This window comes from Jannaschia sp. S6380 (assembly GCF_023015695.1).
GTDB lineage: Bacteria > Pseudomonadota > Alphaproteobacteria > Rhodobacterales > Rhodobacteraceae > Jannaschia.
The window spans coordinates 1,134,908-1,156,356 of sequence record NZ_JALKAS010000001.1; the positions used below are offsets into that span (position 1 = coordinate 1,134,908).

Annotated in this window: 18 protein-coding genes; 6 read left to right on the forward strand and 12 right to left on the reverse strand. The window is 68.7% G+C overall.

All coding sequences use genetic code 11. The features are described from left to right. Positions 1 to 8 precede the first annotated feature (8 nt). The 5 genes from MWU52_RS05865 to MWU52_RS05885 all read left to right on the forward strand — a co-directional run bounded on the left by MWU52_RS05865 (position 9) and on the right by MWU52_RS05885 (position 4,665). Positions 9 to 476 (forward strand): peroxiredoxin, encoded by a 468-nt coding sequence (locus tag MWU52_RS05865; protein WP_246950262.1) that lies wholly within the window; start codon positions 9 to 11, stop codon positions 474 to 476. A gap of 14 nt (positions 477 to 490) precedes the next feature. Next, positions 491 to 1,282, forward strand: a complete 792-nt coding sequence (locus tag MWU52_RS05870) for a ferritin-like domain-containing protein (protein WP_246952773.1) — start codon at positions 491 to 493, stop codon at positions 1,280 to 1,282. A 173-nt stretch (positions 1,283 to 1,455) separates the two neighbouring features. After that, positions 1,456 to 2,784, forward strand: coding sequence for a M23 family metallopeptidase (locus tag MWU52_RS05875; protein ID WP_246950263.1), 1,329 nt, complete (start codon positions 1,456 to 1,458; stop codon positions 2,782 to 2,784). Beyond that, positions 2,774 to 3,298, forward strand: a complete 525-nt coding sequence (locus MWU52_RS05880) for a polymer-forming cytoskeletal protein (RefSeq protein ID WP_246950264.1) — start codon at positions 2,774 to 2,776, stop codon at positions 3,296 to 3,298. Before MWU52_RS05875 ends, MWU52_RS05880 begins: the two co-directional genes overlap by 11 nt. An 11-nt stretch (positions 3,299 to 3,309) precedes the next feature. Continuing rightward, positions 3,310 to 4,665: a glycosyltransferase gene (locus MWU52_RS05885; protein WP_246950265.1), complete on the forward strand. Its 1,356-nt coding sequence runs from the start codon at positions 3,310 to 3,312 to the stop codon at positions 4,663 to 4,665. Here the strand turns inward: MWU52_RS05885 and prfB are convergent. From prfB to MWU52_RS05935, 10 genes are all read right to left on the reverse strand, one after another. Beyond that, the gene (gene prfB / locus MWU52_RS05890; protein ID WP_246950266.1) at positions 4,662 to 5,786 is read right to left on the reverse strand and encodes a peptide chain release factor 2; all 1,125 of its coding nucleotides are present in this window, start codon (positions 5,784 to 5,786) and stop codon (positions 4,662 to 4,664) included. The two genes, MWU52_RS05885 and prfB, sit on opposite strands and share 4 nt — an antisense overlap. Positions 5,787 to 5,860: 74 nt before the next feature. Continuing rightward, positions 5,861 to 8,371: a penicillin-binding protein 1A gene (locus tag MWU52_RS05895; RefSeq protein ID WP_246952775.1), complete on the reverse strand. Its 2,511-nt coding sequence runs from the start codon at positions 8,369 to 8,371 to the stop codon at positions 5,861 to 5,863. A gap of 225 nt (positions 8,372 to 8,596) precedes the next feature. Next, the gene (locus MWU52_RS05900; RefSeq protein ID WP_246950267.1) at positions 8,597 to 9,772 is read right to left on the reverse strand and encodes an N-acetylmuramoyl-L-alanine amidase; all 1,176 of its coding nucleotides are present in this window, start codon (positions 9,770 to 9,772) and stop codon (positions 8,597 to 8,599) included. Next, positions 9,769 to 10,920, reverse strand: a complete 1,152-nt coding sequence (locus MWU52_RS05905) for an aminotransferase class I/II-fold pyridoxal phosphate-dependent enzyme (protein WP_246950268.1) — start codon at positions 10,918 to 10,920, stop codon at positions 9,769 to 9,771. Before MWU52_RS05905 ends, MWU52_RS05900 begins: the two co-directional genes overlap by 4 nt. Before the next feature lie 204 nt (positions 10,921 to 11,124). Continuing rightward, positions 11,125 to 14,097, reverse strand: coding sequence for a ribonuclease E/G (locus MWU52_RS05910; RefSeq protein ID WP_246950269.1), 2,973 nt, complete (start codon positions 14,095 to 14,097; stop codon positions 11,125 to 11,127). A gap of 410 nt (positions 14,098 to 14,507) precedes the next feature. Next, complete coding sequence (locus MWU52_RS05915) at positions 14,508 to 15,338, reverse strand: endonuclease/exonuclease/phosphatase family protein (RefSeq protein ID WP_246950270.1); 831 nt, start codon at positions 15,336 to 15,338, stop codon at positions 14,508 to 14,510. 16 nt (positions 15,339 to 15,354) lie between these two features. Next, positions 15,355 to 16,689 (reverse strand): sigma-54 dependent transcriptional regulator, encoded by a 1,335-nt coding sequence (locus MWU52_RS05920; protein ID WP_246950272.1) that lies wholly within the window; start codon positions 16,687 to 16,689, stop codon positions 15,355 to 15,357. A 7-nt stretch (positions 16,690 to 16,696) separates the two neighbouring features. Next, the gene (locus tag MWU52_RS05925) at positions 16,697 to 18,421 is read right to left on the reverse strand and encodes an ATP-binding protein (RefSeq protein WP_246952778.1); all 1,725 of its coding nucleotides are present in this window, start codon (positions 18,419 to 18,421) and stop codon (positions 16,697 to 16,699) included. A gap of 169 nt (positions 18,422 to 18,590) precedes the next feature. Continuing rightward, complete coding sequence (purQ, locus tag MWU52_RS05930; protein WP_246950274.1) at positions 18,591 to 19,259, reverse strand: phosphoribosylformylglycinamidine synthase subunit PurQ; 669 nt, start codon at positions 19,257 to 19,259, stop codon at positions 18,591 to 18,593. A gap of 9 nt (positions 19,260 to 19,268) precedes the next feature. Further along, a complete protein-coding gene (locus MWU52_RS05935) occupies positions 19,269 to 20,303 on the reverse strand; it encodes an alcohol dehydrogenase catalytic domain-containing protein (protein WP_246950276.1) in 1,035 nt (344 codons plus the stop codon). Positions 20,304 to 20,405: 102 nt separating this feature from the next. Between MWU52_RS05935 and MWU52_RS05940 the strand changes: the two genes are divergently transcribed. Next, positions 20,406 to 20,855, forward strand: coding sequence for a GNAT family N-acetyltransferase (locus MWU52_RS05940; RefSeq protein WP_246950277.1), 450 nt, complete (start codon positions 20,406 to 20,408; stop codon positions 20,853 to 20,855). Positions 20,856 to 20,912: 57 nt separating this feature from the next. Here MWU52_RS05940 and MWU52_RS05945 read toward each other — a convergent pair whose 3' ends face one another. Continuing rightward, on the reverse strand, positions 20,913 to 21,110 hold the full coding sequence (locus MWU52_RS05945; RefSeq protein ID WP_246950278.1) for a CsbD family protein: 198 nt from the start codon (positions 21,108 to 21,110) through the stop codon (positions 20,913 to 20,915). Between the two features lie 98 nt (positions 21,111 to 21,208). Continuing rightward, complete coding sequence (purS, locus tag MWU52_RS05950) at positions 21,209 to 21,436, reverse strand: phosphoribosylformylglycinamidine synthase subunit PurS (protein ID WP_246950279.1); 228 nt, start codon at positions 21,434 to 21,436, stop codon at positions 21,209 to 21,211. Positions 21,437 to 21,449 lie beyond the last annotated feature (13 nt).

The window sequence follows — 21,449 nt, forward strand, 5'->3', positions numbered from 1 at the left end:
AGATCGCCATGCCACAGGACATCACACCCGGAACGCCGGCCCCCGACTTCGACCTGCCCACCGCCGGGGACGGCCGCGTCGCCCTGTCGAACCTGCGGGGGCGCAAGGTCGTGCTCTATTTCTACCCCAAGGACGACACGCCCGGCTGCACCAAGGAGGGCATCGCCTTCTCCGAGGCGCTGGACGATTTCGAGGCGGCGGGCGCCACCGTCGTCGGCGTGTCCAAGGACCCGGTGGCCAAGCACGACAAGTTCGCCGCCAAGCATGACCTGAAGGTGCTGTTGGCCTCCGACGCGGACGGCACGACCTGCGAGGACTACGGCACCTGGGTCGAGAAGAACATGTATGGCAAAACCTATATGGGGATCGAGCGGGCGACCTTCCTGATCGACGGCGAGGGCATCGTGCGCGAGGTCTGGCGCAAGGTGAAGGTCCCCGGCCATGTCGATGCCGTGCTGGAGGCCGTTCGCAGGTGACCACGCTCAGCGCGATGGCCGTCGAGGTGCTGACGACCCCCGACCCCCGTGCCAAGGCCGCGTTGTCGCGTCGGCACGCGGCGGCCTGGCGCGCTGCGCGGGCGGGCGGTGCGCCGATCCCGGTCGGGGCGGTGTCGCCTCCGCCCCGTCCGTCGCGCCCCGATGCGCCGGAACTGCTGCCGCCCCGCGACGTCCCGCGCCGCAAGCCCGGCACGGTCGCGGGGCGGATCGCGTTGCTGCATGCCGTCGCGCATATCGAGTTGAACGCCGTCGACCTGCACTGGGACATCATCGCGCGGTTTGCCCATGTTCGGCTGCCGCCGGGCTTCCACGACGACTGGACGCAGGCCGCCGACGACGAGGCCAAGCATTTCGGTCTGATGGCCGATTGCCTGGAGGCGGCGGGGTCCCATTACGGCGCCCTGCCCGCCCATGCCGGCATGTGGCGCGCCGCCGAGGAGACGGAGGGCGACCTGATGGCGCGGCTGGCCGTCGTGCCGATGGTGCTGGAGGCGCGGGGGCTGGACGTGACGCCGGGCATGATCGACGTGTTCCGCCGCGCGGGCGAGGATGGCGCGGTCTCGGCCCTCGAGACGATCTATGCCGAGGAGGTCGCGCATGTCGCCTATGGGTCGAAGTGGTTTCATTTCCTCTGCGGCCGACATGATCATGACCCCAAGGACATGTTCCACGATCTGGTCCGCCGGTATTTCCACGGCCCCCTGCGCCCACCCTTCAACGAGGAGAAGCGCGCGGATGCGGGCCTGCCGCCCGATTTCTACTGGCCGCTGACCGATTCGGTCTGATGATTTCCCGGCGGGAATCTGCCGCGAACGCCCGATTCGGGGGCGGCTGCGGTTGCCTCTCTTCCGGCGGTTCCATAGAAATCGCGGGAACTTGAGCCTTCGTGACAAGAGGGCCACGGGGAACGGGACCGCGACGTGGGACAGACGTTCGGCCACAACATAGGGAGACAGACGTGAAGCAACGCCTGTCGGACAGACTGAACGCACGTCTGGAACGTCACCTGCCGGAGCAGCGACTGTTTCTGAAATCCGAGGAAGGCACGCGTTTCGTGCGCATGCGCCCCCTGACGCAGGCGAGCGTCCTTCTAGGCGGCGCGCTCGTTCTCGGCTGGACCGTCGTGGTCACGTCGTTCTTCCTGATCGGAACGGTCGCATCCGGGTCCGCCCGCGACCAGACGGCCCGCGCGCAGATCGCCTACGAGACCCGGCTGGCCGCACTGTCGTCGGAGCGCGACATCCGCGCCGCCGAAGCCGAGCAGGCGCTGGACCGGTTCTATTCGGCGCTCGACGAAGTCTCGAAAATGCAGGGCACCGTGCTCGCGTCCGAACAGCGCGTGCGCGAGCTGGAGACCGGGATCGAGGTCATCCAGCGCACCCTTCGCCGCACCGTCGCCGAACGCAACGAGGCGCGCGACCAGATTGACACGCTGGAAGCCAGGCTGGAGGACGCCCCGGAAGCCGCGGCCCTGGCCGAGCGCCTCGCCGCCGATTCCGCCGCGACCGCCGAGGCACTGGCCGAGGTTCTGGATGCCACGGCCCTGGCCCGCGACGAGGCCGTCGTGGTGGCGATGGGCGCCGATGCCGAGATTTCGCGAATGGAGGCGATGGCCGAGGTCGTGGCCGACCGCAACGATCGCATCTTCAGCCGCCTGGAAGAGGCGCTGGAAACCTCGATGGCCCCGCTGGAGCGGGTGTTCGACCGCGCCGGCATCTCGTCGGACGCGATCCTCAGCACCGTGCGCAGCGGCTATACCGGCCAGGGTGGTCCGCTGGAACCGGTCGTCGTCTCGACGCGCGGCGGCCCCGTGATGCCCGATACCGACACCGCCCGGGCAAACCGCCTGCTGGATCGGATCGAGGACGTGGACATGTACCGGCTCGCCGCAGAGAGCCTGCCGCTCGCCCATCCCGTGAACGCGCCTCATCGGCGGACATCGGGATTCGGGCCGCGTTGGGGCCGGATGCATTCGGGCATGGATTTCGCGGCGAGCCGCGGCACGCCGATCCTCGCCACCGCCGAAGGCACCGTGACCCACGCCGGCTGGCAGTCGGGCTATGGCAAACTGGTCAAGATCCGACACCCGCTGGGCTTCGAGACGCGCTACGCGCATCTCAGCTCGATCAATGTCCGGGTCGGGCAAAGGGTCTCGCGCGGCGAGAACATCGGTGGTATGGGGACCACCGGACGGTCGACCGGCGTGCATCTCCACTATGAGGTCAGGCGAAACGGTCAGGCCCTGAACCCGGTAACCTTCATAAACGCAGGTCAGGATGTTTTCTAAATCGAAAGTCAATCAGCCCGGGGGCGACACCTCCGACAAGCCTTCCGCACCGACGGGCGGCAGCACGCCGCCCGCTTCGCAGCCGCCCACCAAACCGGCGAGCCTTGAGTTGGGCGCGGGCCAGGCGGCGATGAAATCCAAGGTCGCGGCGTCGTCGCTGTCGTCGGATCTGATCATCAAGGGCGACATCAAGACGTCCGGCGACATCCAGGTCGAGGGCGAGGTCGAGGGCAATATCCAGGCCCACCTCCTGACCGTCGGCGAAGGCGCCGTCGTCCGGGGCGAGGTGATCGCCGACGACATCGTCGTCAACGGCCGCGTCATCGGTCGCGTTCGCGGCCTGAAGGTCCGGCTGACGTCGACCGCGCGCGTCGAGGGCGACATCATCCACAAGACCATCGCCATCGAATCCGGCGCGCATTTCGAGGGCGCGGTCCAGCGGCAGGACGATCCGCTGGGCGGGGCACCGAAATCCGGTGCCGTGCACAAGCCCGTGGAGGCCCCCAAGGGCTGAGTCGCGACAACATGGACGAACATCAGCGGACCCCGCCCCTGCAATGGAGCGGGGTCTCGCGTCTGCCGGGGCTGGAGGGACGCATCCCCGACCGGGCCCGGCGTGCCATCGTGCTGACGACGCTGGGATCGCTGGGCGATCTCTATCCGGTCCTGTCGATCGCCCGCGCGCTGACCGACCGGGGGATCGAGGTCCGGCTGGCCCTGTCGCCCGAGGATTGCGACATGGCGCGCCGCTGGGGGCTGCTGGCGACGCCGATCGGGCCGTCGCAGGCCGAAATCTGTGACCGGCTGGGCCTGACGCGGGACGAGATCGCGGCCGCGGTCCTGCGCGACCCGACCCCGCTTCTGCGCAACGTCGCCATTCCCATGCTGCCGGAGCTGGTCCCCGAGATGGAGGAGGTCTGCCGCGGCACGGCCTGCGTCGCGGCGACATCCTTCGCCCTTTTCGCGCCCCTGGCCGCCGAACGCCTGGGGTTGCCATTCGTACCGCTCGTCCTGCAGCCGATGTTGATGTTCTCGCCCCTCGATCCGCCGCGCGGCCGGGGCGTCGGCCTGTCGGTGCCGCAGCCGCGAACCGGTGCCGCGCGCTTGTGGAACCGCGGCGTGATGGGGGCCGCGCGCGGCATCCTCCGGCTTGCGCATAAACGCCCGTTGTCGCGGGTCCGCGCAGGGTTGGACCTGCTGCCGCAGCCGGGGACGCCGCTGCTGGATCACGGGGCGCGCGTGCCGTTGCGGCTGGGCCTCTGGTCGCCGCGCTTCGCCCCCCTGCCCGCAGATCGACGCGACGAATGGCGCGCGGTCGGCTTCCCGCCCGCGCCCGAGGGCGAGCTGACGCCCGAAGCGCAGTCGTGGCTGGATGCCGGACCGCCCCCGCTCATCATCACCCTGGGCAGCATCGCGCAGTCGCTCGGTGGATCGGAGTTCTGGCCCGAGGCCGTCAAGCTGGCCAGGGCGCTGGGCGTCCGCGCCGTCCTGCTGCACGGCAAGGCCGAGGTCCCCAGCGGCCCCGACATACTGGCATTGCCCTACGCCGCGCACGCCCCCCTGTTTCCGCAGGCGGCCGCGATCCTGCACCATGGCGGCATCGGAACGAGTGCCGAGGCGCTGCGCGCCGCGCGGCCGCAGATGGTCGTGCCGGTCGGGGGCGATCAGCCCGACAATGCCGCGCGGCTGGAACGTCTCGGCGTGGCCGTCACCCTGCCCGTCCGGCGCTTCGCCGCGGACAGGGCGATCGCCCCTCTGCGCGCCCTTCTCGACCGGTTCGACTACGCCGCAGCCGGCGAACTGGGCCGTGCCATTGCCGAGGAGGACGGCGCACGGCAGGCGGCGTTCCTGCTGGCGAACGTGGTGGACGGCGTGCGCTAGCCGCCCGTGGCGTCGGCCCGGCTCTTGCCCGAGGCGTCCGATGCAAGAACCGAGGCCATCACCCCGTCGAGTGAACCATCGAGGATCCCTTGCGTGTCCGACGTCTCGTAGCCGGTGCGCAGATCCTTGACCATCTGATAGGGTTGCAGGACGTAGGACCGGATCTGGTTGCCCCAGCCGGCATCGCCCTTCGCCTCATGGGCGGCGTTGATCTCGGCGTTCCGCCGGTCCAGCTCCATCTGGTACAGGCGCGATTTCAGCGCCTTCATCGCGATATCGCGGTTCTGGTGCTGCGACTTCTCGGACGACGTCACGACGATGCCGGTCGGAATGTGGGTGATCCGCACGGCGGAGTCGGTGGTGTTCACGTGCTGGCCGCCCGCGCCCGACGACCGATAGGTGTCGATGCGGATGTCGTTCGGCGCGACCTCGATCTCGATATCGTCGTCCACGACCGGATAGACCCAGACCGAACAGAAGGACGTGTGCCGCCGGGCCGAACTGTCATAGGGGCTGATCCGCACGAGGCGGTGGACGCCCGATTCCGATTTCAACCAGCCATAGGCGTTCTTGCCGCTGATCTTGTAGGCGGCGGACTTGATGCCCGCCTCCTCGCCCGGGGTCATGGATTGCAGATCCACGTCGTAGCCGCGTTTTTCGGCCCAGCGCGTGTACATCCGCGCCAGCATGTTGGCCCAGTCGCAACTCTCCGTTCCGCCCGCGCCGGAATTGATCTCGAGGAAGGTGTCGTTGCCGTCGGCCTCGCCGTCCAGCAATGCCTCCAGCTCCTTCTCGGCCGCGGTCTCGACCAGGCGCGCGATGGCGACCTCGGCCTCGGCCACGACCTCGGCGTCGTCCTCCATCTCGCCCAGCTCGATCATCTCGACATTGTCGCGCGTCTCGCGTTCCAGCGTCTCGATCCCCTCGATCGCGTCCATCAGCGCCTGGCGGTCGCGCATCAGCTTCTGCGCCCGCTCCGGGTTGTCCCAGAGGGTCGGGTCCTCGATCATCGCGTCGAATTCCTCGCGCCGATGGGGCGCGGTCTCCCAGTCCAGGCGCCGCTTCAGAAGGGCGACCGACTTCTCGATGGTCTCGACATTGTTCTGGACTTCCGCGCGCACCATTGCCTCCGAAGGACGGACCGATCGACGGCTGACCTAACCCCTGCCCGCCGCGGCGGCAAGGCGGCCGGGCGTCAGTACAGCCCCCCCGAGGACAGCGTGCCGAAGGTGGCGCGGCCCGGCACGACGACCGTGCGGCCTGTGGAGGTCTCCACCTGCACCGCGCTCGCCGGCTGGTCGTCGCTTTCGCCACGCCCGAACAGCGGCAGATCCCCGGCCATGGCGAAGCCGCCGTCGATGACGGTGCCGCCACCCAGACCGATGAACGGGTCCTCGCCATCGCGGAAATACTCGGCCACGACGTTGGGGCCCGACGCGTCGTCGGGCAGGCGCGCGCCGGTGAAGCGGTCGATCTTGACGAAATGCCCGCCTTCGGGGACCTCGAACGGACCGGCGCCGTATTTCTTGATCGCCTCGCGCATGAACTCCTGGAAGACGGGGCCGCACATGCCGCCGCCCGACGCTCCCCGGCCCATGCTGCGCGGGCGATCGTAGCCGATATAGCACCCCGCCACGATGGTGGACGAGAAGCCGACGAACCAGACATCCTTCGCATCGTTGGTCGTGCCGGTTTTGCCCGCGATCGGAACCGGCAGGTTCACCGTCTTCGAGGCCGTGCCGCGATCGACCACGCCTTTCATCATCGACGTCAACTGATAGGCGGTGATGGCGTTCATCACCCGTTCGCGATTCGACACGATGCGGGGCCCCAGTCCTTCGGGGAGCGAGGCGAACTGCTCGCATTCCTCGCAACTGCGTTGGTCGTGCTTGTAGACGGTGCGGCCGTAGCGGTCCTGGATGCGGTCGACCAGCGTCGGCTCCACCCGCTCGCCGCCATTGGCGAACATCGCGTAGGCCGCGACCATCTTGTAGAGCGTCGTCTCCTGGGAGCCGAGAGAGTTCGCCAGAAGCTCGTCCATCCGGTCATAGACGCCGAACCGTTCGGCATAGCTGGCGACGGTGCCCATGCCCACGTCCTGTGCCAGACGCACCGTCATCAGGTTGCGCGACCGCTCGATCCCCGTGCGCAGGGGGGCCGGACCGTAGAAGCGGTTGGACGCGTTCTTCGGCCGCCAGATCTCGCCGCCCGCGCGGATCTCGATGGGGGCGTCGACGACGATCGTGTTGGGCTGATAGCCGCTGTCGAGCGCGGCCGCATAGACGAACGGCTTGAAGCTGGACCCGGGCTGACGCGTGGCCTGCGTCGCCCGGTTGAAGACCGAATGCTGATAGCTGAAGCCACCCTGCATCGCCAGGACACGGCCCGTGTTCACGTCCATCGCCATGAAACCGCCCTGCACCTCGGGCACCTGTCGCAGCGACCAGCGGATCAGGTCGCCCGAGGCATCCTCGGTCATGCGGCGCACGTGGACGACGTCCCCGGGCTCGAAATTGTCGAAGAAATTGCCGCGCATCCATTGGATGTCTTCGCGCGGGACGCTGACGGTCCCATCCACGTCCTCGGCGCCCAGGGTCAGGGTCTGGTCGGCCACGTCAAGGACCACGGCGGGGTGCCAGCGACTGTCCAGATCGATATCGCGCGCCACGTCGGCCTTCGACAGCGCCTCGCGCCAGGTCTCCTCCGCCGCAAGGGCCTCGGCCGGGATGGTCTTGCCGGTGCCGCGCCAGATCCCGGACGAGCGGTCGTACTGCTCCAGCGCGCTGCGCAGGGCCCGGGCGGCGACGTCCTGCATCTCGGCGTCGATGGTGGCGCGGACGTTGAAGCCCTGGGTAAAGAACTCCTCCTCGCCGAAGTCCCGCGTCAACTGGCGCCGGATCTCGTCGGTGAAGTAGTCGCGCGGCGGCAGCGCGGCGCGGAACGGCTGATAGTGGCCGGACTGCACGGTCAGGAGCGGCTTCGCCTGCGCCTCCTCCATCTCGGCGCGGGTGATATAGCCGTTCTCGAACATCTCACGCAACACGAGGTTGTTGCGGCGGTCGATGGCGCGTTCGGCTTGGCGAACCGGATGATAGTCGGACGGCGCCTTGGGCAGGATGGCCAGATAGGCGGCTTCCTCCAGCGTCACTTCGGCCAGCGTCTTGTTGAAATAGGTCTGCGCGGCGGCCGCCACGCCATAGCTGTTCTGCCCCAGGAAGATCTCGTTGAGGTAGAGTTCGAGGATCGCTTCCTTGTCCAGCGTCTCCTCGATGCGCGAGGCGAGGATGATCTCCTTGATCTTGCGTTCCGCCGACCGGTCCGACGACAGCAGGAAGTTCTTCATCACCTGCTGCGTGATCGTGGATGCGCCGCGCAGGCGCTTTCCTTGCGCGGCGTCGATGGCGGCCTTGATCATGCCCATCGGGTCATAGCCGGCATGGACATAGAAGGCGCCGTCCTCGGCCGAGATGAAGGCCTGCTTGACCAGGTCCGGGATCTCCTGGGCGGGCGTGAACAGACGCCGTTCCCGTGCGAATTCGTCCATCAGGCGACCTTCGCTCGAATAGATCCGGCTGATCGTGGGCGGCGTGTACTGGGCCAGCTGCTCGTGGTTCGGCAGGTCGCGACCATACATCCACAGCACGCCCCCGATCGTCACGGCGGCGGCGATGACGCCCAGTGTGACCGCCGAAAAGATGCCGCCCATGATCGACAGCAGGAACAGCCCCGTCGCCGTGGCAGCATTCCATAGGGTCGTGCCGACCGCCCTGATCGCCGTCTTCGCCATCTCGTCCGTCCTGCCCGGTGGTTCCGCGCCCGAGATATACGCCCGCCGCCGGAGCAGGTCAAAGCGATGGCGGCGTCGGGGCAGTCCGCCGCGCATGGCGGAGATGAGGTTCCGCGTTCAATTCCACGTGAGGCCGGAGCGCGACTATCGGCGCAGGCGCAGCGCCTCGACCGCGTCGGCCTCGGCCCAGGCCTCGATACCCCGCGCAATCGCCGTGGCCATGCGCGCGCGCCATTCGGGCGAGGTGAGGTTGGCCAGGTCCTGCGGATCGGACATGAAGCCCAGCTCCAGCAGGACGGACGGGATATCGGGCGCCTTGAGGACGGTGAAGCGCCCGCCCAGTCGCGGTCGCTTATGAAGGCGCACGCCCTCTGCGGCCAGCGACGTAACCAGGGCATCCGCCAGCATGGAGGCACGGGGCGCCGTTTCCGCGCGCGCGAGTTCAACAAGTATCTGCGCGATCTCGTCACCCTGTTCGGGCAGCGTCACACCCAGCAGCAGGTCGCTGCGGGCATGGCGTTGTGCGATCTCGGCGGCCAGGGCATCGCCGTTCCCGCTCGACAGCGTGTAGACCGTCGCGCCCTGCGCGCCCCCGCCCTCGACCGCATCGGCGTGAAGCGAGATCATCAGGTCCGCCCCCGCCGCCCGCGCGATCGAGGTGCGGCCGCGCAGGCCGACGAACTCGTCGCCCTCCCGCGTCAGGACGACCGTGTGGCCCTCCCGGCGCAGCACCTCCGCCAACTCGCGCGCGAAGCGCAGCATCATGTCCGCCTCGGTCGCGCCGCCCCGCTCGGCCCCCGGGTCGACGCCGCCATGGCCTGGGTCGAGCGCAATGACGAGCGGCCCGTCGCCCGTCTGGCGCGGGCGGATCACCGTCTCCACCGGTTCGGGATCGTGGTCCCAGCCTTGCGACACGAGCGGCCCGGTTCGCCCCGCCCCGTCGCTCAGCAGGACGTTGATCCGCGGCGTGTCCCCGGTCGTCATCCAGGCCCGTTCGATATGTGCGGGGCCGTGCAATTCGACCGACAGCCGCGACCAGCCCGGCCCGATCCGGCCGGAAAGTACCGGCCCGAACGCGGCGAAGGCGGTGGTGTCGAGGCCGGTCCAATCGACCTCGGACGTGTCCAGGATCAGCCGCCAGGGATCGACCTCGACGAAGACGCGCCAAGGCACCGGCTGGGCCAGTGCGATGCCGATCTCGGCCCCGCGCCGCATCTCTCGCGCCTCCACGCCCAGGACGGGCGCCCGGGCGTTGAACTCATGCGCCGAAGGGGCGCCGCCGGCCAGGCAGGCAATCAGGAGCAGGGCCAGCCGGATCATCGCGACCCCATGAAGGCGGCCAGGCGGTCCAGCCCCTCCTCGATATCTTCGGTCGCGCGCGCATAGCTGAACCGCAGCGTCCGAGCCCCGCGCCCCGGGTCGAAATCGACCCCCGGCGTGACGGCCACGCCCGCGCGATCCAGGATTTCGGCCGCCAGCGCCACACTGTCCCCGGTCAAATCCGACACATCCGCATAAACGTAGAAGGCCCCGTCCGGCGGCGCGATCCGCGGAAAACCGGCGCCCGGCAACCGGTCCAGCATAAGCTGACGGTTGCGGGCGTAGATCGACAGGTTAGCAGTCAGCTCCGCCTCGGCGTCCATGGCATGCAACGCGGCGACCTGCGAGGCGTGGGGCGCGCAGATGAACATGTTCTGGGCCAGGCGTTCCAAGGTGCGGACATGACCCTCGGGCACGACCATCCATCCGATCCGCCACCCGGTCATGCTGAAATACTTGCTGAAGGAGTTTACGACGTAGACGTCGTCCGACACCTCCAGCGCACTGACCGCGCGGTCGCCGTACTGGATGCCATGATAGATCTCGTCCGAGATGAAGGCCGTGCCTTGCGCCTGGCAGGCGTCGATCAGGGTGGCCATCGAGGCGCGATCCAGCATCGTCCCCGTCGGGTTCGACGGCGAGGCCACGATCAACCCGGCCAGATCGTCCGGCAAATCAGTGGCGCGCGGCTGGAACCGATCCTCCGCCCGCGTCTCGATGCCCACGTCCCGCAGGCTCAGCGCGCGCAGGATCTGGCGGTAGGACGGATACCCCGGCAGCCCCAGGCCGACCCGGTCACCCGCATCGAAAAGCGCCGTGAACGCCAGCAGGAACGCGGCCGAAGAGCCGGCCGTGACCACCACGCGGCCCGGGTCCAGATCGACGTCGTACCAGTCGCGATAAAGGCGTGCGATGCGCGCGCGAAGCTCCGGCAGGCCCAGCGCGACGGTATAGCCGAGCGGTCCCGCCCCCATGGCGGCGGCAAGGGCGTGGCGGGCGGCGGTCGGGGCGGGCGTGCCCGGCTGGCCCACTTCCATGTGGATGACGCGACGGCCCGCCGCCTCGGCGCGCCGGGCCGCTTCCATCACATCCATCACGATGAACGGATCCACCTGCGAGCGGTCGGATAACCGTGTTGCGCCTGCCATGCAGCCCTCCGATACTTGGCGGCACAGATGCCCCGGCCGGCGCGCCGGGGTCAATGCGTCCGGTGGCGGACGACCCGGGGCCAGTGGCGTTCCGCCCGCGTGGCCGAATTCGGGCCCGACGAAGGATCCGATCCGGCACCTGGCCCTGAAACGGAAAACGGGGCGCCCTGCGACGCCCCGTCCCGCGGTTCGAAAGGCGGTCGGTCAGCCGCCGAAGGACCACCAGCCCTTGCGTTTCGGCTTGGCCGGAGCCTCGGCAACGACCTCCGGCATGTCGGGTTCCGGCTCGGAACGCTCCGGCTCGGCCTGCGCGCCCGAACCGCCGGCGTCGTCTTCGACTGTCGGTTCGGTCGACGGCGCCGGTGCCTTGGCACGGGTGCGCGGCTTGGCCTTGGGCTTCTCGGCTACCGGGGTCTCCTCCGCCGGGGCCTCCGCCGCCTCGGGTGCGGCATCGGGGGCGGCCTCCGGCACGTCGGCCGCCTCGGCCGCCCCGCCTTGATCCGAAGTGGTCGGCTTCTTTGAGCGCGACCGGCTGCGCGAGCGGGACTTCGACTTGGGCGCCCCGTCCTCCGCCGCGGGCGCGTTCGCCACGTCCCCTTGGGTGGCCCCGGCCTCGATCGGCTCGGCCACCTCGGCGCCCTGCGCCGCCTCGGCCTTCGGGTCCTCCGTGCGATCCTGCGTCGCGTCGTCGCCGTTTCCGCCCTTCTTGCGGCGCGACCGGCGGCGGCGCTTCTTCTTCGGCGCGCCGTCATCTCCGCCATGGCGCTCGGCCCGGACCTCGCCGCCCTGATCGGCGTCGTTCGCGGCAGGCGCCTCGTCCTCGATCACATCGCCATCGGCGTCGTCCGCCTCGTCCTCGGCCGAGGTCCAGGACGTGTCCATCTGAATCACGTTCGAAGGCTTCGGCACAATGCGGGTGGCCGTCTTGAACTTCTCGATGGCGTAGTCGGGCGCGACCATCGACGGCTCGGCCACCACGCGCACGGCCATGTCGTAGCGCGCCTCGATCGCTGCGAGATGCTCGCGCTTCTCGTTCATCAGATAGTTGCAGATGTCGACCGGGACCTTCAGCAGCACTTCGCGGGAGCGCTTCTTGACGCCTTCCTCCTCGATCGCACGCAGGATCTGCAACGCGACGGAATCGTCGGACCGGATCAGGCCCGTTCCATGGCAATGCGGACAGGCCTGCGTCGTCGCCTCCAGCATTCCGGGGCGCAGCCGCTGGCGCGACATCTCCAGGAGGCCGAAGCCCGAGATCCGGCCCACCTGGATGCGGGCGCGGTCGTTCTTCAGCGCGTCTTTCAGGCGCTTCTCGACGGCGGCGTTGTTCTTGCGCTCGTCCATGTCGATAAAGTCGATGACGATCAGCCCGGCCAGGTCGCGCAGGCGCATCTGGCGCGCCACCTCGTCGGCGGCTTCCAAGTTGGTCTTGGTCGCCGTCTCCTCGATCGAGCCTTCCTTGGTGGCCTTGCCCGAGTTCACGTCGACCGCAACCAGCGCCTCGGTAATGCCGATGACGATATAGCCGCCGGACGGCAGCTGCACCGTCGGATTGAACATCGCCGCCAGATAGCTCTCGACGCCGTGCTTGGCGAAGAGCGGCTGCCCGCCGGTCGGGTGCTGCTTCACGTTCTTCGCATGCGACGGCATGATCAGCTTCATGTAGTCCTTGGCGTCGCGATACCCGGCCTCGCCCTCGACGATCACCTCGTCGATGTCGCGATTGTAGAGGTCGCGGATCGAGCGGTGGATGAGGTTCCCCTCCTCGTAGATCGGCGCGGGCGCAATCGACTTGAGCGTCAGTTCGCGCACCTGTTCCCACTGGCGCTGAAGGTATTCATAGTCGCGCTTGATCTCGGTCTTGGTACGCTTGGCGCCCGCGGTCCGCACGATCAGGCCCGCGCCCTGCGGCACGTCGATCTCGGACGCGATCTCCTTGAGCTTCTTGCGGTCGGCGGCGTTGGTGATCTTGCGGCTGATCCCGCCGCCCCGCGCGGTGTTGGGCATCAGCACGCAGTACCGGCCGGCCAGCGACAGATACGTCGTCAGCGCGGCGCCCTTGTTACCGCGCTCCTCCTTGACGACCTGCACCAGCATGATCTGGCGGACCTTCACGACCTCCTGGATCTTATACTTGCGCGCGCGCGTCCGCGTCGGCCGGGCCGGGCGGATGTCTTCGGCGGTGTCGTCGTCGGCCACGGTCTCGACGGCGGAATCCTTCTCGGCCGGTTCGGCCGGCTTCTTGCGGCTGCGCGAACGGGATTTCCTGGGCGCGGACTCGGACGGGGCGTCCTCGACCGGGGTTTCGACGGTGCTGTCCGATCCCAGATCGACCGTCTCCATTCCCATCGGCTCGGGCAGGGCCTCGACCTCGCTGGCGCCCTCGGTTCCTTCGGACTGGACGGCAGGATCGGCGTCGGGCGTGGCCTCGGTGGCGCTGGCACCCTTGTCGTCGCTGACGGTCTCGTCTTCCAGGCCGGCACTTTCCGCGATGGTCCGGGCGGGACCGCCATCGTCTTCGCTTTCATCGCCCGCGTCCTCGCTACCCGAGGGGGCGGCGGCCGCCTCGGAAAGCTCGGCGGCGCTGCCGCTCACGACGCCCTCGTCCTGCACCTCGTCCGCGGCGATCGCGGCCTTGGCCGAGGGTTCCTCCTCCGGCGACGGCGCCGGGGCGTCCGATCCGTCGCCGTTATCGGTCGCGCTTTCGTCGGCGGATGCATCGGCGGATTCGGGCGTTTCCGACTTCTTACGCGAGCGCGAACGCGACCGGCTGCGCGAACGGGACTTTTTGGGTTTCGCCTCTTCGTTTCCGGATTCGGCGTCGGCCTCGGCGTCCGCGGCTTCGTCGGCCTCGGCTTCGGCGTCGTCGGCATCCTCCTGATCGCGGGCGAGCGCGCGCTCCTCGGCCAGGATCGCGTCACGATCGGCCTTGGGGATCTGGTAGTAGTCGGGATGGATTTCCGAGAAGGCCAGAAAGCCGTGACGGTTCCCGCCATAGTCGACGAACGCGGCCTGCAGCGACGGCTCCACGCGCGTCACCTTCGCCAGATAGATATTGCCTGCAAGCTGTCGCCTGTTCAGGCTCTCGAAGTCGAACTCCTCAACCTTGTTTCCGTCTGCCACCACGACCCGGGTCTCTTCCGGGTGGGTGGCGTCGATCAGCATTTTCTTCGCCATTTTGCTTTCCGCGACAGCGGACCCGTGCCCCGGGGGGCGCGCGTCTGGCATGTCGTCTTGATGGGGCGCGCGCAGGCGACAGGTCAGCGGGGCGGCCTGGCCGCGTCCCGTCCGTCGCTGTCATGTCCTGCGTCATCGCGGCTCTCAGTTCGATCCGCGCGCCGTGCCCCGTCCGGGGCCCCGCGGCGGGTCCGTTCACTGTCCGGTGTCGTGTGTCCGGACGTCTCTCCGGGAGGCGCGAGGCCGTCCCGCAAACTTTCCCCGATGCGCGGACCGTGTTCGGCGCCGATGGATGCACGGGAAAGAATCCTAACCGGTCCCGACCGCCGACCTTCCGGCGGCACGACCGTGCGACCTATGTGTGACAATCCGGCCCGGATGGCAATGGCCGATCCGGTTCGATGGCCGGCTCAGCCGGTGTCGACCGACAGGATCAGCGGTCGGTGGTCCGACAGGAGCGGTCGCGCCGGCACGTCGAACCCGGCGACGGAGACGCGGTCGTTGACCAGGACGTAGTCCGCATGCCGCGCCGCGCCTTCGTAAAGGTCGGTCCGCGTGTCCGTGATGCCGTTCTCGACCACGAGGTCGCGAAGCCCGGCCTCGGCCAGGATGTCGAAGGTCTCGGACCCCGGAAGCACGTTCAGGTCGCCGGCCAGCACGACGCCCTCGCCCTGTCCGGCCAACCCGTCCAACATCGCGCGGATACGCCGGGCCTGCGCCCCCCGCGCCGGGGTGTCGCCCTTGCCGTCAGGGTCGCGAAGCCCGTGCAGGTGGCCCACGACCAGCGTCTGGCCGGTGGCCGGGTCCTCGACACGCATGACCTGCATCGCGCGGGGCACCGGCTCCGGCCCCCAGCCGTCGCGGCGAAAGCGGCCGTGGACGAAGCCCTGCATGCGCTCGGTCACGGCCAGATGCGGGGCGACCCAGCAGGCGATGCCGTGCTCGGACCGCCATTGCCGCCCGTTCACGTCGGTCAGCGGGCCGCGGGCCGCGCCCGCGAACCAGGGCTGGTGTCCGGGCAGGCAGGCCGAGATGTCGGCGAACAGGTCCGACCGCTGGTCGAGCTGGCGAAAGGGATCGACATAGCGCAGCCAGGGCGGCGACTTGCGCGGGGCCCGCGTCACTTCCTGCAGGCAAAGGATGTCGGGGCGTTCGGACGTGATCCAACCCTGCAGCGCGGGCCAGCAGCGTCCGCCCCAGGCGTTCAGGCTGACGATCCGGTGCACGCCCCCGTCGGACAAATCCACCCCCCGCCGGTCAGAGGTAGTTCGACCGGCTCAACCCGTATTTCGCCATCTTCTCGTTCAAGGTCCGGCGCGGCAGGGACAACTCCTCCATGACGCCGGCGATGGATCCGCGATGACGGCGCATGGTGTTGTCGATCAGCATCCGCTCGAACGCCTCGACATATTCCTTCAGCGGCTTGCCCTCGGTCGTGACCTGGACGGTCTCGCCCTGCTCCTGCGTATCGGACATCAGAAGCGACGAGATCGAGCCCGTCCCCCGGCGCTGCTGCAGCACCGCGCGTTCGGCCAGGTTGATCAACTGCCGTACGTTGCCCGGCCAGGGCGCCTGCAGCAGTTGCGCGGCCTCCTGCGCGGAGAGCTGGGGCGGCGTCGCGCCGTATTCCTCGCCGAAGCTCTCGGCGAAATGCGTGAACAGCGTCAGCACGTCCTCGCCCCGGTTGCGCAGGGGCGGCAGGACCAGCTTCATCGCCGCCAGCCGGAAGAACAGGTCCGGCCGAAGCGCGTCCTCCAGCGTCTTCTCGGGGTCGGAGCCGTTGTGGATCGCCACGATCCGCGTCTCGGCCGGGGTGCCCTGATCGTTGATGAACGTCAGGAGCCGCGCCTGCAACGCCAGCGGCAACGCTTCGATATCCTCGAGCACGAGCGTCCCGCCGCGCGCTTCCTCGACCAGCGGCAGGCCGCCTTCGGTCACGGGGCCGAACAGCTTGGCGCCCAGTTCCTCCTCGCCCAACGCCGCGCAGGAGGTCAACGCGAAGGTCTTCCCCGCACGGGGGCCCACGGCGTGCAGCGCGTGCGCGACCAGCGTCTTGCCGGTGCCGGTCTCGCCGTCGATCAGCACGTGGGTGTCCGCCTGGCCCAGGTCCAGGATGTCCTCGCGAAGACGCTCCATCGCCGGGGACGTCCCGATCAGCTTGCGCATCAGGACGGTCCCGTCCGACAGCTCGCGCCGCAGGGCCCGGTTGTCCAGCGTCAGCTTGCGCGCCTGCGCGGCACGGCGCGCGAGATCGGTCAGGCGGTCGGGGTTGAACGGCTTCTCCATGAAGTCGTAGGCACCCAGCTGCATCGCCTCGACCGCCATCGGCACGTCGCCATGCCCCGTGATCATGATGACCGGCAGGCTGCTGTCCGCGCTCATCAGGCGCTTGAGGAACTGCATCCCGTCCATGCCCGGCATGCGGATGTCCGAGATAACGACACCCGGATAGTCAGACGTGATCTTCTTGAGCGCCTCCTCGGCACTGCCGTAGGTTTCGGTGGCGAAGCCCGACAAGGCCAGCCACTGGCTGATCGACTGCCGCATGTCCGTTTCGTCGTCGACGATCGCGATCCTGGTCTGCTCGGCCATGTGCTTCCTACTCGGCTGCGTCGAGGGCTATGTCTATCGCGGGCAGCCGGACTTCAAAGACCGCCCCGCCGCGTATTGCGTTCCGGGCGGTCAACCGCCCACCCATGTCATTGATGATCCCCGAGGAGATGGCCAGCCCCAGGCCGACGCCCTCACCCGGCTTCTTGGTGGTGTAGAACGGTTCGAACAGCTTTTCGGGGTCCTTCAGGCCGTGGCCCGTGTCGCGCACCGAGAGCGAAACCTCCTCGCCCGCCGTCAGCAGGATGTCGAGCTCCTTTTCCTCCGCCCCCTGCATCGCGTCGAGCGCGTTGCGCACCAGGTTGATGATGACCTGTTCCAGCCGCAAGCGATCGACCATCACCATGACCGGCGTGTCGGGGATGATCTGGCTGAGACGCACGGTCTCCTGCCGCAGCTGTGGCTCCATCAGGGTCAGCGCCGCCGACAGGGCGTGCCGCACGTCGACCGCCTCGAACGCCGCATCGCCCTTGCGGGCATAGGATTTTAGCTGCCTCGTAATCGCGCCCATCCGGTCGATCAGGTCGTCGATGCGTTGGAAGCTCGACAGGGCCTCGTCCGACCGGCGCCGCTGCAGCAGAAGGCGCGCGCCGGCCAGATAGGTCTTCATTGCGGCCAGGGGCTGGTTCAACTCGTGGCTGACGGCGGCCGACATCTCGCCCAGCGCGGCCAGCTTGGACGACTGCGCCAGCGACTGCTCGGTCTCCTTCAGCTCCTCCTGCACGCGCTTGCGCTCGGCGATCTCACTCGACAGCCGGTCGTTCAGCCGCCGCAGTTCCACCGATTCGCGTTGAAACAGCAGCGAGCGTAGCTGCGACCGCCGGTTCAGCAGGTAGAACCCCAGCGCCAGCAGCAGCGCGAAACCCATGATGATCAGCGCCAAGACGCCGTTCACCCGTTCGCGCACCGATTCGTAGCTGGTGAAACTGACCAAGCGCCAGCCGCGGAACGGCACGCGCGTTTCCATCTGGATCAGGGCCGAGCCGGCCAGGTAGCCCTCCTCGATCCCGGGGCCGAACGCGCCGGTCGTCGCCAGCGCACGCTCCAGCGCGGACGGCACCGACGTGGCCTCGATCGCGTCCTCCAGCGGCTGGCCGCGCCAGCGCGGTTCGGTCGACAGGATGACGATCCCGCTCGCATCGGTGACGGCCACGGCGGCCGTCGTGCCGCGCCAGCGGCTCTCGAACTGCGACAGGTTCACCTGCACCTGCAGCACGCCCAGCTGGCGCGCGCCGTCCTGCACGACGCGACTGAAGCTCGCCTCGTAAGCGCCTGTCCTGTCGGGAAAGATCGTGAAGACGGTGTCCGTCGTATCCACCGCCTCGGTGAAGAAGGGGGTTTCGCCGTAGTTCTTGCCCAACTCCTCCCGGTCGGTGGCGGCGACGGTGCGGCCATCCATGTCCATCAGCCGGATCGAGGCCGCGCCGATCTCGTCGACGTAGGAGATCAGCCGCTGGCTGGAGGCCGAGAAATCGCGCGCGTTCAACGCCTGGATCAGGGTCGGATCGCGCGACAGCAGCAGGGGCACGACCGAATTGCGCTGCAGCTCCGACAGGATCGCCCCGGCATAGAGCGACTGTCGCAGTTCCGCCCGCTGGCGGGTCGTCTCGACGAAGCGTTCGGTCAGCAGGCTGTTGGCAACCCAGATCGCGACGCCTGCGGCGACGATCATCGCGACGATGCCGACCCGCACGGTCCAGGACAGCCGCGGCATCACGCGCTCGGCGCCGGTGCCGCCCGGGGTCGTCGGCGCGGCGGGCCGCAGTCGGATCAGGTCGCGCAAGGACATGAAACGTCTGTAACCAGCAGCCGACCATCCCTCAAGGATGCGGCCGCGGCATCGGCGGGCGCACGCCTTGCGCCATTGGGGCCTGCCGGCGGGATCAGGCCGAAACGAGGGCCTGCGCCAGCCCCCGGAACAGAGCCGCGCCGTCGGTCCCGCCGTGCAGCGGTTCGGCCGCGCGTTCGGGATGGGGCATCATGCCCAGCACCCGCCGGTTCGCCGACAGCACCCCCGCGATCCCGTCCGTCGACCCGTTGGGCGTCGACACGTAGCGGAACGCCACGAGATTCTCGCCGTTCAGACGGCGCAACGTCTCGTCATCGGCGGTGTAGTTGCCGTCGTGATGGGCGATCGGGATGTCGATGGTCTGGCCCAGGTCATAGGCGGCGGTGAAGGCGCTCTCGGTCTCCTCCACCCGCAGGGGCACCGTCTGGCAGATGTATTTCAGCCCGCCGTTGCGCAGCAATGCCCCGGGCAACATGCCGGCCTCGCACAGGATCTGGAAGCCGTTGCAGGGCGCGAAGACGTAGCCGCCACGATCCGCATGCGCGACCAGCGCGCGCGCGATCGGCGAACGGGCCGCGATCGCGCCGCAGCGCAGGTAGTCGCCATAGCTGAACCCGCCGGGCACGCCGACCACGTCGGTGCCCTCGGGCAGGTCCGTGTCCTTGTGCCAGACCATCGTGACGTCGAACCCGGCCCCGCGGAACGCGACGGCAAGGTCCCGGTCGCAGTTCGAGCCGGGGAAGACGAGGACGGCAGCTTGCATGGCGGGGTCCTAACGCGAGAAATCCGTGATGACCGCCACGCCGGGCGGGGTCGGCCCGTCGAAGGCCGCCAATTCGCCGGACACGTCCGACAGCGCCACCTCGCGGGCGATGAGCGGGGACATATCGACCACACCCCGCGTGATCAAGCCGAGGAGCGATGGATACCGCCAGGACGGCATGCCGCGCGTCCCGTAAAGCGCGAGATTGCCGGCATAGACGACGTTCATGTCCACTTCCATCCTTGCATGCCGTCCGACGGGCATGCCGACCTGGACATGCCGGCCGAGCGGTCGCAGGCAGCGCAGCGACGCCTCGACCGTGACGGGAATGCCCAGCGCCTCGACGCTGACATGGGCGCCGCCATCGGTGATCTCGCGGATCTCCGCCGCAGTGTCGGGGCCTGCCATGACGGCCGCGTCGACACCCAGCGACAGCGCGTGGTCCAGCTTCTCCTGCACGACGTCGACGACGACCACATGCGCGCCGAGCGCCCGGCCCAGCAGCGCCGCGGACAGGCCGACACCGCCCGTCCCGTGAACCGCCAGCCATTCGCCGGCCCGCAGGGCCGCACGGCCCGTCAGCGCGTGCCAGGACGTCGTGACGCGGCAGCCAAGACTGGCCGCGATCGTGGGGGAAAGCCCGTCGGGCAAACGCGCCAGGTTGTGATCGCGCGGGACGGCCACGTACTCGGCAAAGGCGCCTGGCTCGCTGAAGCCCGGAAGGCGTTGGTCGGGACAGGTGTTTTGGTGGCCGGACCGGCAGGCGGCGCATGTCCCGCAGGCCAGGATGAACGGCGCGACCAGAACGTCGCCCTTGGCGAACTGCGCGTCGGGGCCGGCCTCGACCACTTCGCCGCAATATTCGTGGCCGCCGATCTGGCCCGGCTTCACCCGGGGGTTCTCGCCTGTCCAGCCATGCCAGTCAGACCGGCAGATGCCGCAGGCCGCCACGCGCAGGACGACCCCGTCGGACGGGCAGTCGGGCTCGGGCACGTCCTCGACGGTCAACGGCTCGCGATAGGTGTGCAGGACGGCTGCGCGCATGATCTCTCCTCCGGCTGCGACGCAGGATGCCGGGCGCGCGGCGATTGTAAAGCGCGCCGAGGCGGTCGAAGATATCCGGATGGACAGAATATGCGGCAACCGATGATCCGGATCGAGGTGGCCGGGCCGTCCGACCTGTCGGCGGTGCGCGCCTGTGCCGAGGCCGCCTATGCCGGCTATATCCCCGTGATCGGGCGACGGCCGGCACCGATGGACGCCGATTTCGCCGGGCTGATCGCGTCACGTGCCGTCCATGTGGCCCGAGACGCGAGCGGCGTGGCGGGGTTCGTTGTCTATGTCCGGCGGTGCGATCACATGCTTCTGGAGAGCGTGGGCGTCGATCCGGTGGCGCAGGGGCGGGGCATCGGCCGCGCGCTTGTCGCACATTGCGAGGTGGCCGCTGAACGCGAAGGCCTGCAGTCCGTCCGCCTTTATACCAACGCCAGAATGTCGGCGAACCTGCGGCTTTACCCCCGGCTGGGCTATCGGGAGACCGAACGACGACAGGAGGACGAGTTCGATCGGGTCTATTTCCAGAAGGACCTGCCCTGACGAAAACGGCCCGCCCCCGGAGGGACGGGCCGGAGCCTCGCGTGGCAGCGCGTCAGCTCAGAGCGAGTCGATCCATTGATCGACCTTCCGCTTCGCGGTCTCCTTGTCGTCGCCGTAGCGTTCCTGGATCTTGCCCTCGAGGACCTCACGATCGCCTTCAGCCTGTTGCAGGTCGTCGTCCGTGAGTTCGCCCCACTGCTGTTTGGCCTGACCGGAAAACTGCTTCCAATTGCCTTTGACTTGATCCCAATTCATCGCATGCCTCCTGTTGCAGGTTGGTCTGAGGTATCAACGCGACAAGGGCGCCTCGCGTTCCCGCGGCGCGCATCGCGATCATGCGGGGCCGGCACTCCCTACATCTCGATGCGGTAGCTCTCGATCACGGTATTGGCGAGCAGCTTTTCGCACATGGCGGTCACGTCCGCCTCGGTCGTGCCCTGGGCCAGGTCCAGCTCGATCAACTTGCCCTGGCGGACGCCCTCGACACCGTCGAAGCCCATCGCGCCCAACGCATGCCGCACCGCCTCGCCCTGCGGGTCCAGAACGCCGTCCTTCAGCATCACCGTCACACGTGCCTTCATCGCCATCGTCCCC

What these genes read in the sequence shown, in the direction of transcription:
- MWU52_RS05865 (WP_246950262.1), top strand. Translation starts at nt 9, where the DNA reads ATGCCACAGGACATCACACCCGGAACGCCGGCCCCCGACTTCGACCTG.
- MWU52_RS05925 (WP_246952778.1), bottom strand. Translation starts at nt 18,421, where the DNA reads ATGCCGCGGCTGTCCTGGACCGTGCGGGTCGGCATCGTCGCGATGATC.
- MWU52_RS05910 (WP_246950269.1), bottom strand. Translation starts at nt 14,097, where the DNA reads ATGGCGAAGAAAATGCTGATCGACGCCACCCACCCGGAAGAGACCCGG.
- MWU52_RS05885 (WP_246950265.1), top strand. Translation starts at nt 3,310, where the DNA reads ATGGACGAACATCAGCGGACCCCGCCCCTGCAATGGAGCGGGGTCTCG.
- MWU52_RS05920 (WP_246950272.1), bottom strand. Translation starts at nt 16,689, where the DNA reads ATGGCCGAGCAGACCAGGATCGCGATCGTCGACGACGAAACGGACATG.
- MWU52_RS05945 (WP_246950278.1), bottom strand. Translation starts at nt 21,110, where the DNA reads ATGAATTGGGATCAAGTCAAAGGCAATTGGAAGCAGTTTTCCGGTCAG.
- MWU52_RS05895 (WP_246952775.1), bottom strand. Translation starts at nt 8,371, where the DNA reads ATGGGCGGCATCTTTTCGGCGGTCACACTGGGCGTCATCGCCGCCGCC.
- purQ (WP_246950274.1), bottom strand. Translation starts at nt 19,259, where the DNA reads ATGCAAGCTGCCGTCCTCGTCTTCCCCGGCTCGAACTGCGACCGGGAC.
- MWU52_RS05870 (WP_246952773.1), top strand. Translation starts at nt 491, where the DNA reads ATGGCCGTCGAGGTGCTGACGACCCCCGACCCCCGTGCCAAGGCCGCG.
- MWU52_RS05935 (WP_246950276.1), bottom strand. Translation starts at nt 20,303, where the DNA reads ATGCGCGCAGCCGTCCTGCACACCTATCGCGAGCCGTTGACCGTCGAG.
- MWU52_RS05905 (WP_246950268.1), bottom strand. Translation starts at nt 10,920, where the DNA reads ATGGCAGGCGCAACACGGTTATCCGACCGCTCGCAGGTGGATCCGTTC.
- MWU52_RS05880 (WP_246950264.1), top strand. Translation starts at nt 2,774, where the DNA reads ATGTTTTCTAAATCGAAAGTCAATCAGCCCGGGGGCGACACCTCCGAC.
- MWU52_RS05900 (WP_246950267.1), bottom strand. Translation starts at nt 9,772, where the DNA reads ATGATCCGGCTGGCCCTGCTCCTGATTGCCTGCCTGGCCGGCGGCGCC.
- MWU52_RS05940 (WP_246950277.1), top strand. Translation starts at nt 20,406, where the DNA reads ATGATCCGGATCGAGGTGGCCGGGCCGTCCGACCTGTCGGCGGTGCGC.
- purS (WP_246950279.1), bottom strand. Translation starts at nt 21,436, where the DNA reads ATGAAGGCACGTGTGACGGTGATGCTGAAGGACGGCGTTCTGGACCCG.